We start from the raw sequence: 13,809 nt of genomic DNA, 5'->3' as shown, positions 1-13,809 counted from the left end.
ATTCGCCTATGTAGATTAAGAGCTTTACTTTTTATACACCCTAACCCAATCTACTTTCATTGCAGCTTGGTTGGCAAAGTTGCTGCTATTTGTATCAGAAAAGAAAACACCACCTACAGCTGTGTTTAATACAATGCGTAATTGATTGCCAAAAATATCTTTTAAGTTATTGTTGTTTGCATCTACAGTAATTACTACTTGTCCGTCTAATGCCACTTGTACTTTGTTTTCCTGCCAAATTAATTCGTAATTATGGAAATCGTTTCTTAAGTCTATAGACCCATTATAGGTTCTTTTGCTATTTTGTCCAATAGGTTTGTTGGCTTGTATTCCGTAAAACATATTAAATTGAAATTGTTTTCCAGCACTTCCTCTAGCTTCAAGAATATCTAGTTCTCCCATGGTTGGCCAAGGATCAGCATACAACCAAAATGCAGGCCACATACCATGTCCGGTTGGAAGTTGCATTCTAGCCGAAATAATGTAGGTGTTTTCACCAGAAGTAGCAGAAGGACCAAAAAAGGTGTTAGATTCAATTCTACCCGAAACATATTCAAAGTTTTTTTGCTGAATACTCCAAGGAGTTTCGTTTCCTGTTATAGCTTGTCTTTTGGTATTGATGGTAAGAATTCCTTTTGCAATTTTTAATTCTTCGGATCTGTATAGTTGTATTTCTTGGTTAAATGCCCCTCCATTCCAAACTCTCCAGTTTGATAAATCACTATCAAAACTTTCCTTAAAGACGAGTGTATAATCTGTTTTGTCTATGGCCAATCCTTCTATATCTACAGGGGTTGTTTCTTCTTTGGTTTCCTCTTGGGGAGTTTCTTTAACTTCTTTGGTTTTATTCACTTCATTACTGCTGCAAGTAATACATAAAGCCGAAATAATGATAGAAAATAGTAATGTGCTCTTTTTCATTTTTGTAGAAGGTTGGTCAGTCTTCTAAATTAAGCAGTATCAAAAGAAAAAGAAAAACAAATATGTTAAAAAAGTAGAAATAAATAGTTTTAAGGATCCTTTGTCGTTTCAAATAAAACTTCGATTTTGGTATTCAAATCAACAGATGTGAAGATAATTGCGACAAACATAGCCAAGCCTGTTACTTTTCTTTGGAATGATGAGCAGGTGACTACAGGAATCTATAAACAACCAACAAGCCAGCCTCTTTTTTTAACCAAGGATTACGTGGTTAAAGATGAGATTTCGGATAGAATTCATCATGGAGGACACTACAAAGCATGTTATATATTTTCTGCCGAGCATTATTCTTACTGGAAAGAGTTATATCCTAATTTAGAATGGACGTGGGGTATGTTTGGTGAGAATTTAACAGTAGAAGGGTTTCATGAAAAAGAGGTATGTGTAGGTGATATATACAAAGTAGGAGAAGCTTTGGTTCAGGTAGCGCAATACAGAGAGCCTTGTTTTAAATTAGGATATAAGTTTGGAAGTCAAAAGGTGTTAAAGCAATTTATAAAACATGGGTATCCTGGTACTTATTTAAGTATACTTAAAGAAGGAAACGTAAAAACAGGCGATGAATTTGTTTTATTAGAACGACCAGAAAACAATTTGTCGGTTCATGATTTATTTAAACAACGATTTGCCAAAGAAAAAGAAATAGCTAAGGTTAAGATCGCTGCCAATTGTCTTTTTATCTCTCATAAAGAGAGAGCAGTGTTTAAAAGTTTTTTAGAAAACTCTAAATAAAAAATGTAAAACACTCGTTTTTAGTTTTTTAGTAACTACTTTAGTTCTTGTGTCGAATAAAACGGTATAAGAAATTAGATTTTTTAGCGTTTTATAGATTTTAAACAATACAGTCTATGGATAGGAAAAAATTTATGCTGTCTCTAGGAGCAGTTGTTACCTCTACCCTTGCTTTTTCTAGTGGTTTGCTAAAACCACTTAAGGGGGTTTTTAGCAATTTTAAATATGTGTATTCAAATAAGCTGTTGAAAAATAAGTTTTTAGACTTCTTAAAGAATGTATTTCATCTGTTTCCAGAAAACGACTTTCACGAACTTATTGATAAAACGAGTAAAGAGAAGAATACTGATAAAGAAATTTACATAGCCACACAGTCTAAATTAAGCCAGATAACGCCTTACTTTTCTACTTTTAGCTATAAGTTACCAGCACTTAGCAAACAAAAAGAAGAAATGGCAAAGCAAACATTTCAATTGTTAAAGCCGGAGGTGAAAGAGTTAAATGGTTACATGGAGGTTGGTTCTTCTGGTCGATACTTGGATTATTTAGAAGATAAAATAAAAATAGCTGGAGATGTGTATTATGCCGATTGGAAAAAGCCAGGGTATTCCATATCGGAAATGGTAGACAGAGGACAAATTCCTGTAGGAGCAACTTATATTCCTATGGAGGATTATAAGACCAATTATCAAAAATACATTAAGAACGAAAGTTTAGATTTGGTAACGGTATACATTGGTTTTCATCATTGTCCATTACATTTAAGAACTAGTTTTATTTCATCAATTAGAGATACTTTAAAGGTTGGTGGAAAGTTAATATTAAGAGATCACGATTGTACCAATGAAGATGAACGAACTTTGGTGGCTTTGGCTCATGATGTTTTTAATATGGGGACTAATGAAACATGGGAATACAACAATAAAGAAATTAGGAACTTTTACACGTTGGATTTTATTTGTGATTTTGTGGAGAATGTAGGTTTTAAATTTCACAAAAAAACATTGTTTCAAAAGGGCGATCCTACCAAGAATGCGTTGATGTTATTTACAAAAATTTAAGAATTACTTTATGAAAAAGATTTTTAGGTTCCTAGTGTTGCTGTTGGTAAAACTGGGGAGAATGCTATTAAAATTAATACTTGCTTTTGTACGATTTGTAAATAGCAAAAAACGATATGCCATTCCTTTTTATGGTTTTCTAGCTTACATTTTGTTTGTGTGTATATTGATTCAGGTTTCTGGAGACAAAGAATTTAAAAATACATTAACCAATAAGAGTGTTAATGATATTACACAGCTCAATCCAATTCAGATTGCAAAAGAGATAAGGCCACATTCCAAAGAAGAGATTGTAAAAGCAATACAAGAAACCAGTGGGGCTATTTCTATTGGGGGAGGAAGGTATAGTATGGGAGGTCAAATAGGTTTTAATAATAGTTTGCATTTTGATATGCGTAGCTTTAATAAAATTTTAAATCTTGATAAGGACAAGAAACAAGTTACAGTACAGTCTGGTATTGTTTGGAGAGATTTACAAAAGGTAATAGATAAAGAGAATTTGTCGGTAAAAATAATGCAAACCTATGCTAATTTTACGGTTGGAGGATCTGTGTCTGTAAATTGTCACGGAAGATATATAGGACATGGACCTATTATTTCTTCGGTTGTTGGTCTTGAAATTATAACGGCTTCGGGAGAAATTATTAAAGCCAATAGAAAAGAGAATGCTGAGGTTTTTAAAGCAGCCGTTGGTGGTTATGGTGGAATAGGAGTTATTACAGAGGTAACTTTACAATTAGAAGAGAATAAAAAGGTAGAGAGGAGTACAGATAAGGTAAAGGTAGCTGAATACAATTCTTTTTTTAGAAATAACATTCAAAACGATTCTACCGTTATTTTTCAGAATGGAGATTTGTATCCACCACATTACAATGTGGTAAATAATGTTTCTTGGAGAACTACCGATAAAAAATTAACAGACACCGTTAGAGTAACTCCCGAAGGTCAGACATATTGGTTGGAACCAAAGTTGGTTGAGTTTGTTTCTTGGGGTGATTTTGGGAAATGGGTAAGAAGAAGTATTATAGAACCTTTGTATTATCGCAACGAAAAAGTTGTTTGGAGAAATAACGAGGCCAGTTACGATGTAGCCGAGTTGGAACCTGCATCTAGAGAAAAAAACACCTATGTATTGCAAGAGTATTTTATACCAGTAAATAATATTGAATCTTTTATTCCTAAAATGAAAGCGGTCTATGAGAAGTACAATGTAAATGTTATTAATGTTTCATTACGACATGCCTATCCAGATAAAGAGTCTTATTTGTCTTGGGCAGACGAAGAGGTTTTTGCTTTTGTTATCTACTACAAACAAGGAACGGATACTGCATCTAAAAAAGAAGTAGAAAGGTGGACTCAAGAAATGACGGATGCAATTCTTAGTGAAAAGGGAAAATGGTATTTACCTTATCAGCCCCATGCTACAAAAGAACAGTTTCAGCAAGCGTTTCATCAATCGGATAAGTACTTTGCTGTAAAAAATAGCTTAGATCCCAAGCATAGGTTTAATAACAAATTATTAGATAAATACAATCCTTATATAGCGAGTACTTTAGAAAAAGAAAAGGAGAAAATAGAGGGGTACTATAGAGACGAAGGACAGTCTGTGTTAACTGTTCCTGAGTGGTATTTGGTGTTTAATCCTAAGGAATATGCAGATTTTTTAGATGTAGGAAACAATCCATCCGATTTTCCTTTTTATGCTTCGGTCGATGAGTATTGGAAATTATACGATCGTTCTAAATCTTTGGTTTCTAAAGCTTATCCTAAGAACGAGGAATATAATACAATGCTACAAGTAATAGGAGTTAGTGTTACCATGGAATATGCTGGTAAAATGCTTTACGAGAAAACTGTTGGTCGATTTTTTAGTTGGTTTGCTAATGGAAAAGAAGCCGAAAGCGATAAAGCAATAAGAGCAGCACATAGAGCTTATAGTGATTTTATTTATCATACCGCTTGGTACGAGTTTGAGTTTGCTTCTTGGATACAAAAAGTGTGGAAAGCTTCTGGTTCTAACGGTGCCAATTTTATAAGAAGATGGGAAAGAGTTTGTTTTTTTACTATGGAGTTTTCTTTTAAAGCTTTTTATGCGCAATTAATAGAATGGGCTGCAAAGGCAAGTTACGAAACACCAGTAACAAGTATTTATTTAGAGGTTACTACCGCAGAGAATTTGTCTGGAATTAAGGATGTAACTGTGGTAGGAGAGAAAGGAACTTCTAAAATATTAGGAATTACTCGTTGGGGTGCTTTTACAAAAGCATTACTTGTTTTAAAAGACAAGAATATAAAGATACAAGATGTTTCTGGGAATGATGAGATTGTAGTTTCTGTCTTATTAGATAAAAAGAAAGACTTAAGTTTTGTAGGAGCATTAAAACTTTACGATTCTAGTTTAGTAACTAAGCCTTTAAAGAAAAGAACTGTAGTGTTGATACGTGTAAAAGAGTTGTTAGCTTTTTTAAAACAGACCCATGCAGAGGGAGTAGAAATAGAACATGTTTATGATTATTAGAAAAAAGTTAACTCCAATAAAAAAGAGCCCATTAAAAATGGGCTCTTTTCGTCGGTTTCTAGTATTCTGAAATTAATCATTCCAGTGTGCATCTATAACTTTTTGAATGTGTGGGAACTTTTCCCCATCTTCTTCGTTTAACTCTTTACGCTTAGCTAATAATTGGTTCTTTAAATCCCAAATAATTTCTTTGTATTTAGGATTGCTGTAAGCGTTGTTCATTTCTTTAGGGTCTACGGTTAAATCATAGAATTCCCAAGCTACAGGAGTGTCCATTGTAAAACGATTTCCCCAGCTCTTTTTATTCCATTCTGCTCCAGGCTTATTTACATCTACCCAGTATTTTCCGTAGAAGAAAATCAATTTATAATTCTTAGTTCTAATACCAAAGTGAGCAGGGTTTGCGTGTGCGTGTGCCATGTGCATCCAGTAACGGTAGTAAGTAGACTGTTGCCACCCTTTTGGCTCTTGTCCTTTCTTTAATATTTTCTTAAAACTGTGTCCTTGCATTTTAGCTGGTACTTTTCCTCCTGCTAATTCAATCATCGTAGGAGCAAAGTCAGTATTGTTGATGATGGCATCTGTTCTAGTTCCAGCTTTTATTTTCTTAGGATAACGAATAAAGAAAGGCATTCTCATAGACTCGTCGTACATCCAACGCTTGTCTATATAATCATGCTCACCTAGCATAAAACCTTGGTCTCCAGTATAAATAATAATAGTGTTGTCGTAAAGATCGTTGTCTTTTAGGTACTTAACAATACGAGCAACGTTGTCATCTACTCCTTTAACACAACGTAAATATCTTTTTAAGTATTCTTGGTACGATGCACTAATGTATTCGTTTCCTTCTAACCATTTTGCTTGGTCAACATTAAACTTAGGGTTGTTTTTCTTTGTGTATTTATTACTCCACATGCGCATTCCCATATGTCTAATGGTGTTTCTTTTAGAAACAGAAGAACCAATGTCATGAATTAAAGCATCGTTTTCTCCGCGTGTTGCAATAGAACCATTGTTCCCGTTGTTGTATAAACTTGCAGGTTCTGGAATAAAAGTATCTTCTAAGTAATCTTTGTAACGTGGTGCAAATTCAAAGTCATCGTGTGGAGCTTTAAATTGGTGCATTAAAAAGAAAGGCTTTTTCTTATCTCTTTTGTTTTCTAACCAATCTAAGGTAATGTCAGTAATTACATCAGAACTATGTCCTTTGTATCTTTTTCCCTCGTAACCTTTAGTACCATATTTTGCATAATTCATTCCAGACTCGGTTAAATTAGGATCAAAATAAGAACCTTGTTGATGATGTTCCGTGAAAATATTGTAATAATCAAAATTAGGTTTGTTTTCCAAGTGCCATTTACCAACCAATGCTGTTTGGTACCCTTGTTTTTTTATTTCTTGAGGTAAATAATGACGTTCTGTTTCTACATGCCCTTCTAGATCTAGTACTCCGTTGGCTTGACTGTATTGACCTGTAATTATTGTAGCACGTGATGGTGTACAAATTGAATTGGTTACAAAACAGTTGTCAAAAATAATTCCTTCGTTTGCAATTTTGTCTAAAGTAGGAGTCGGGTTTAAACTCGACAATCTACTGTTGTAAATTCCAAATGCCTGTGAAGTATGGTCATCAGACATGATGTATAAAATATTTGGTTTTTTCTGAGCGTTTGCTTTTTGTTGAAAGCTCATCAGCATTAGAAAGGTTGCCAAACCTAATAACAAGGATCTTGTATTCATGTTTAAAAATTTTGAATATAAAAGTATGAAGTTAGAATCCGATGGACTAAAACATATGTTTTTTTTAATGTGAATATCCGTTAAAAACAAAAAAGGCGATCGTTAACGATCGCCTGGTTTTTTTAGAGGGAAAGGGTTATTTTTTTACCACTTTTAGATATTTTCCAGTATCTGTAAGTAATATGTAAATACCTGAGGATAAGTTAGAAATGTCAATTGTGTTACTTGCATTAAAGGTTTTAACAAGTTGACCTGTTAAGCTTAAGATTGAGATAGAATCTATATCACTAACATCAGATATGTTTAAAAGACCTGTAGTTGGGTTTGGAAAAACCGTTGCATCTAATTTTTCATAATTAGTTGCACTTAATGTCTCTACAACTGTAAAGTCAGAAGTTCCTGGGTGTACTGTAAAGTTAGTATCTGTACCTACAGCAGTTCTAAATTGGAACGTGTAAGTAGGTGCAGGTGTAGTTGCATGATCTACATAATTGTTACCTGTATCTCCTGCATTAGGATCCCAGTTAGGTCCTAAATCTGAGCTTAAATAACATTTACTAGTTGAAGGATTGATAGCTCCACTAGGAACGTTAACTGTAATAGTAGTTTCCACATCTGTACCTGCAGGTAAAACAGAGCTGTTTGTAAAAGCACCGAACCAGATATCAGAGAATAAATTAGTACCACTTACTGTTCCTCTTGTTTCTGTCCAGAAAATAAATTTAATTCCACCAGCAGCAATGTCCATGTCAGAAGTATATTTAATGGGTACATCCATAGTAGTACCAGCTAAAAATTCTAAGTTATCGCCAAAAACCCAAGAGTCTCCTGGTGTAATATCTATTGCCTGAGTGTTCCCAGATCCCCATGCAGCACCAATTTTATAGTTTACAATTAAATTGTAGTCAGCACTATGGTCAACTGTTCCTGGAATTGTAAATGTAGTTGTAGTATGTGTACCAGAACTAGCAGGAGTGTTTAAAGCAATTAATTGCGAATATTTCCATACCGCTCCACCTCCGGTTACATCTCTAAGTTCATAATAAACTTCTGTAGCTAAATCTGCAGTACCAGTATCGTATGCAATTTCAATAGTAATTGTTTCTCCTATTTCTGCAGAAGTAGGTGCAGAGTTAATAGTTGTTGATTGTGCAAAAATGAATTGTGAAGCCATAAAAGCAACACTTAAAAGTAATTTTTTCATCATATGAAATTTGTTTGGTTTGATATGGTTTCAAAGCTAGCGGCTTCCTCTTTAGTTTTGTAATTCGGAGGGATTAATCGCTACCTCAAAGACTTTTTTTTAAAGTCGTTTTCTAATCCATATCATGAAAAGTTTAGCACAAATGATTAATGTCTAGGTTTGATTTTATGTGAACATTTGGGGTTTGGGAGGGCTGTGGAACCCCTTTAAAACAAAAGAGGAGAACCCTTTTGTATTAAATTAAGAATGCCCATATTTACTCTTTATAGAAAACAAATTAAAATGAAATCAGTATCTCAGTATACACTAGGAGTAATAACAGCAATACTTGCAATTTTTTTGTTTTCTTCTAAAGCGGTTATTGTAAAATTAATGTATCAAATGGAGGTTCCTACGGTGCATGTACTTTTATTAAGAATGTTACTAGCATTACCGTTCTATTTGTTTATTGTTTTTACAAAAAAGAGAGATTCAGACTTTATTTTAAAAAAACAGCACTTTCTGTGGTTAATTCTTTTTGGAGTAATGGGGTATTATGGTGCTAGTATTTTAGATTTTTATGGCTTAAAATATTTAACAGCTAGTTTGGAACGCATTATTTTGTTTGTGTATCCAACTATAGTAGTTGTTTTAAGTGCTATTTTCTTAAAAACAAAAATTACGAGAGTACAAGTTGTGGCTATTTTGGTTGCTTATGTAGGAGTGTTTTTAACGTTTGCTTCTGAATTAAACATTAAAGATCAAAATCATTTAGTATTAGGGGCGGTTTTAATTTTTATGAGTGCTTTTACCTATGCTTGTTATTTGGTAGGGAGTAATTGGTTAATTCCCAAATTTGGGGCAGTAAGGTTTACTTCTTTGGCAATGATTGTGGCATGTTGTACAGTAACAATTCATTATTTACTTACGGATAGAACTTCGGTGTTAGAATATCCAGCAAAGGTGTATGGCTATGCCTTAACAATGGCTTTCTTTTGTACAGTATTACCGTCGTATATGGTGTCGTATGCCATTGTAAGGCTAGGTGCTTCTAAATTTTCTATTATTAGTAGTGTAGGGCCTGTGTTTACTATTTTTTTAGCAATAATTACGTTGGGAGAGAAATTAACGGTGGTTCAAACAATTGGTGTTGCTATTGTTATTGTAGCGGTAAGTATTGTGTCTAAAAAGGAGAAAAAGAGCAGTGATTAGTGCATTCTAATAACACATAATATTTTAGGTGACTTATTTTGTGCTTTTTACGAGCGTTTTATATAGAATAGTTGTTTGATTATGAAATGGTTAAAAAACTGTTGAAAATTAGTTAGAAGCTCGTGTAGAACACTGGCTATAATATTCTATTTTTAAGTTCAGTAAAACTAAATCCCCACATGGCTCAAGAAACAAAGTATACCGAAGATAATATTCGTTCGTTAGACTGGAAAGAACACATTCGTATGCGACCTGGTATGTATATCGGGAAGTTAGGAGATGGTTCTTCTCAAGATGATGGTATTTATATTTTAATAAAAGAAGTTTTAGACAACTCTATTGATGAGTTTGTAATGGGAGCGGGTAAAACTATTGAAATTTCTGTTAAGAATGAGATAGTTCGTATTCGTGATTACGGTCGTGGAGTACCGCTAGGAAAGGTGGTAGATGTAGTTTCTAAAATGAATACCGGAGGTAAGTACGATTCTAAAGCCTTTAAAAAATCGGTAGGTTTAAATGGTGTGGGTACCAAAGCCGTAAATGCTTTGTCTGATAGTTTTTCTATTCAGTCTTATAGAGATGGACAGACCACCAAAGCAGCGTTTGAAAAAGGAGAGCTATTGAGCCAGACTCCTTTAGAAGAGACTTCTGCTAGGAGAGGAACCCAAGTACTTTTTCATCCAGATCCAAGTATCTTTGTAAACTATAAGTTTAGAAACGAGTATATCATTAAAATGATTAAAAACTATGTGTACCTAAATCCTGGGTTGACCATTGTTTTTAACGGAGAAAAATACATTTCTAAAAACGGATTAAAAGATTTACTAGAAGAGAACATTCACGAAGATACCATGGCATATCCTATCATTCACTTAAAGGGGGATGATATAGAGGTTGCTATTACACATAGTAAAACACAATATAGCGAGGAGTATCATTCTTTTGTAAACGGTCAGCATACCACACAGGGAGGTACGCATCAAAATGCATTTAGAGAAGCTGTGGTAAAAACCGTACGAGAATTCTTTGGAAAGAGCTTCGATGCTTCGGATGTTCGTAAGTCTATTGTTTCTGCGGTTTCTATTAAGGTGATGGAACCTGTTTTTGAGAGTCAGACCAAAACTAAGTTGGGGTCTACGGAAATGGGGGGAGATTTGCCTACAGTGAGAACTTACATCAACGACTTTGTTAAAAAACACCTAGATAACTTTTTACATAAAAATGTAGAAACTGCCGATGCGATTCATAGAAAAGTAATGCAGGCAGAAAAGGAGCGTAAAGAACTATCTGGAATTAGAAAAATTGCGAGAGAACGTGCAAAGAAAGCAAGTTTACACAACAAAAAATTGCGCGATTGTAGAATACATTTAGCAGATTCTAAAAAAGAAGGGCATCTAGAAACTTCTTTGTTTATAACAGAGGGAGATTCTGCAAGTGGATCTATTACCAAGTCTAGAAACGTAAACACACAAGCGGTGTTTAGTTTAAAAGGAAAACCTTTAAATAGTTACGGCCTTAGTAAAAAGATTGTATACGAAAACGAGGAATTCAACCTGTTACAAGCTGCTTTAAATATAGAAGATGGTATAGAGAATTTACGTTACAACAACATTATTATTGCAACCGATGCCGATGTGGATGGTATGCACATTCGTTTGTTGTTAATTACATTCTTTTTGCAATTCTTCCCAGAGGTAATTAAAGAAGGACACTTGTATATTTTAGAAACTCCATTGTTTAGAGTTCGTAATAAAAAAGAAACCATTTATTGTTATTCCGAAGAGGAAAAACAACAGGCCATGGCTAAGTTAAAGGGAAAACCAGAGATTACCCGATTTAAGGGATTGGGGGAAATTTCTCCAGATGAATTTGCCCATTTTATTGGAGAAAACATTCGTTTAGATCCTGTAATGTTAGACAAGGAACAGTCGGTAGAAAAGATGTTAGAGTTCTATATGGGGAAAAACACCCCTACCAGACAAGAGTTTATAATTGACAACTTAAAGGTTGAGTTAGATGTAATAGAGGAGTAGATATGGGAAGGTTAGGAGAGGATATTCCAAATGTCGTTTACCATTATACGAGTTTAGAAGTAGGGATTGAAAAGATTTTAAAAAAAAATACTCTTAAAATTTCTAAGGCTAATAGTTTAAACGATCCTTTTGAGTTTGATTTAAGGTTAATTGAAGTCGATTTAGATAAATTTATTGAAGAAAGACCAGTTCTTAAAAATCTCAGCCAGGTAAATAGAGAATTATTAAAGAAAGAACCTAATCGAAAAAATATACAAGAAAAGTCTCATCAAGATATAAATGATTCTTTTAAAGGGATACTAGATGAAAATTTCATAGCTTGTTTTAGTGAAAGAAAATCAAATATACTTATGTGGTCTCATTATGGTTTAAAACATACAGGTGTTTGTATTGGCTTTTCAACGAAAGATAATATGAAATCTTTTTTAAGAGTAGACTATGAAATAGAATTTAAACCTTTGAAGTTAAGTTTTTCTGAGAAAGGAGATTCTTTAAAAATTATAGAAAAACTTGCTGGAACTAAAAGTATTGATTGGGAATACGAAAAAGAAATAAGGTTTTTGAATTTTAAACATCCTGAAAAGGAGATATTGTCTTTTAATCCTAAAATGGTTAAAGAAATTTATTTCGGTATGAAAATTCCGATAGAAAAGATAGAAAATAAAATCAAGGAGTTACAATTGTATGGTTATAATGAGGTAAAATATTATCAAATGGAGAAAGTACCAAATGAGTTTAAGCTTAGAAAGAAACCTATTAATATTTAAATAAGTAACCTTATACGTCTATTTTCCCTTTAAGATGAATGTATCCAAAGAAAATATAAACTACAAAAAACTCCTACTAGGTATCCTCCTATTTTTTGGAGTGGTTTTATTTGCAGATTTTGGAGGGAATTCCGAAATGGTTTACACGCTAGGAATTACAGTTTTAATTGCTTTTTGGTGGTTGTCAGAAGCATTGCCTTTGGGAATTACTTCACTACTACCAATTGTATTGTTTCCAGTATTTGGAGTGTTAGATGGGAAACAGGTTTCTGCAGCTTATGTAAACTATATTATCTTTTTGTTTATAGGAGGTTTTATTATGGCATTGGCTTTAGAAAAATGGGAAGTTCATAAACGTATTGCTTTAGGAGTACTGTCTAAATTTGGGAATAGCTTTTTTAAAATTATGTTTGGTTTTATGTTGTGTTCTGCATTTTTATCTATGTGGATATCCAATACAGCATCGGCCATGATGATGATTCCTATAGGAATGTCTATTACCTCTGTTTTAAATAAGAAATTTGGAGAAGATCAGTTGTATAAATACAATGCTAGGTTGTTTTTAGGAATTGCGTATGCGTGTTCTATTGGAGGAATAGCTACCTTGGTTGGAACACCTCCTAATTTATCTTTTGTAAGAATATCAGAAATTCTCTATCCAGAAATACCAGAAATTTCTTTTGCCAAATGGATGATTGGAGCGTTGCCGGTAACAATAATTATGCTGTTGTGTACTTTGGTGTTTTTATACCTAACAGGGAAACCGAAAAAGGGCTTAAAATTAGATCAGAATGTTTTTAAAAAACAATACAAAGAATTAGGAAAAACATCGCTAGAGCAAAAAAGAGTATTGGGCGTTTTTGTGTTGTTAATTTTCTTGTGGATGTTTAGAAAAGAATTGGTTATTGGAGAACTTCATGTTCCTGGTTGGAGTATGTTGTTTCCAAAAGCAAAGTATATAAACGATGGTACAGTAGCTATATTTATCGCTTTTTTATTATTTGTAATGCCATCATCTAAAAAAAACGAAGCATTGGTAACTTGGGAACTAACCAAAAAAATACCTTGGGATATGGTGTTTTTATTAGGAGGAGGTTTTGCCATTGCCAAAGCATTTGTTGCATCGGGGTTGTCTGTGTATTTGGGGAATCAATTAACTCATTTGGCAGATATGTCCGATACTGGAATTTTAACAGGAATGGTAGTGTTTATTATTAGTTTAACAGAGTTTACTTCTAATACGGCTACTACCGAGATAATGTTGCCTGTTATTTCTAGTGTAGCAACGAGCATCCAATTAAATCCGTTGTTGCTAATGATTTCGGTGACCATTGCAGCTTCTATGGCATTTATGTTTCCGGTTGCCACAGTGCCCAATGCATTGGTGTTTAGTACTGGGAGAGTAAAGATGTTAGATATGTTGAGGATTGGTGTTGTTTTAAATATAATAGCAATAGCGGTTATTGTGTTTGTTGCTGTTTTTTGGTTGACCTTTGTGTATGAATTAGATTTTCATACCATGCCAGAGTGGGCAAAAGTAACAGCCAAACCATAAAAGAGAAAAGTTTAAAGAGTAGAT

Annotated in this window: 10 protein-coding genes; 7 read left to right on the top strand and 3 right to left on the bottom strand. The window is 33.6% G+C overall.

Annotated elements, in window-relative coordinates:
• Nucleotides 1–24: 24 nt before the first annotated feature.
• Nucleotides 25–921 (bottom strand): glycoside hydrolase family 16 protein, encoded by an 897-nt coding sequence (locus ACXHHC_RS07835; RefSeq protein ID WP_458229073.1) that lies wholly within the window; start codon nt 919–921, stop codon nt 25–27.
• A 147-nt stretch (nt 922–1,068) separates the two neighbouring features.
• On the opposite strand from ACXHHC_RS07835, the gene ACXHHC_RS07830 reads away from it, so the two are divergent.
• From ACXHHC_RS07830 to ACXHHC_RS07820, 3 genes are all read left to right on the top strand, one after another.
• Complete coding sequence (locus ACXHHC_RS07830; protein ID WP_458229072.1) at nt 1,069–1,713, top strand: MOSC domain-containing protein; 645 nt, start codon at nt 1,069–1,071, stop codon at nt 1,711–1,713.
• A 116-nt stretch (nt 1,714–1,829) separates the two neighbouring features.
• Nucleotides 1,830–2,774 (top strand): hypothetical protein, encoded by a 945-nt coding sequence (locus ACXHHC_RS07825; RefSeq protein WP_458229071.1) that lies wholly within the window; start codon nt 1,830–1,832, stop codon nt 2,772–2,774.
• Between the two features lie 10 nt (nt 2,775–2,784).
• Nucleotides 2,785–5,292 carry an FAD-binding oxidoreductase gene (locus ACXHHC_RS07820; protein ID WP_458229070.1) on the top strand — a complete coding sequence of 836 codons (2,508 nt, stop codon included), beginning with the start codon at nt 2,785–2,787 and terminating at the stop codon, nt 5,290–5,292.
• A 72-nt stretch (nt 5,293–5,364) separates the two neighbouring features.
• Here ACXHHC_RS07820 and ACXHHC_RS07815 read toward each other — a convergent pair whose 3' ends face one another.
• Both ACXHHC_RS07815 and ACXHHC_RS07810 read right to left on the bottom strand, forming a co-directional pair.
• Complete coding sequence (locus ACXHHC_RS07815; protein ID WP_458229069.1) at nt 5,365–7,035, bottom strand: sulfatase family protein; 1,671 nt, start codon at nt 7,033–7,035, stop codon at nt 5,365–5,367.
• Nucleotides 7,036–7,171: 136 nt separating this feature from the next.
• Entirely contained in the window at nt 7,172–8,242 is a 1,071-nt protein-coding gene (locus tag ACXHHC_RS07810; RefSeq protein ID WP_458229068.1) for a T9SS type A sorting domain-containing protein, read from the bottom strand.
• A gap of 279 nt (nt 8,243–8,521) precedes the next feature.
• Here ACXHHC_RS07810 and ACXHHC_RS07805 point away from each other — a divergent pair, with 279 nt between their 5' ends.
• From ACXHHC_RS07805 to ACXHHC_RS07790, 4 genes are all read left to right on the top strand, one after another.
• Nucleotides 8,522–9,430, top strand: coding sequence for a DMT family transporter (locus ACXHHC_RS07805; protein ID WP_458229067.1), 909 nt, complete (start codon nt 8,522–8,524; stop codon nt 9,428–9,430).
• Nucleotides 9,431–9,609: 179 nt separating this feature from the next.
• On the top strand, nt 9,610–11,463 hold the full coding sequence (locus ACXHHC_RS07800; protein ID WP_458229066.1) for a DNA topoisomerase IV subunit B: 1,854 nt from the start codon (nt 9,610–9,612) through the stop codon (nt 11,461–11,463).
• Between the two features lie 2 nt (nt 11,464–11,465).
• Nucleotides 11,466–12,230 (top strand): DUF2971 domain-containing protein, encoded by a 765-nt coding sequence (locus ACXHHC_RS07795; RefSeq protein WP_458229065.1) that lies wholly within the window; start codon nt 11,466–11,468, stop codon nt 12,228–12,230.
• A gap of 34 nt (nt 12,231–12,264) precedes the next feature.
• Nucleotides 12,265–13,785, top strand: a complete 1,521-nt coding sequence (locus ACXHHC_RS07790) for an SLC13 family permease (RefSeq protein WP_458229064.1) — start codon at nt 12,265–12,267, stop codon at nt 13,783–13,785.
• Nucleotides 13,786–13,809: the final 24 nt, after the last annotated feature.

The organism is Wenyingzhuangia sp. IMCC45574 (genome assembly GCF_054182685.1).
The sequence above is the reverse complement of the archived record's forward strand: the minus strand, read 5'-3'. Positions and strand labels throughout refer to the sequence as shown.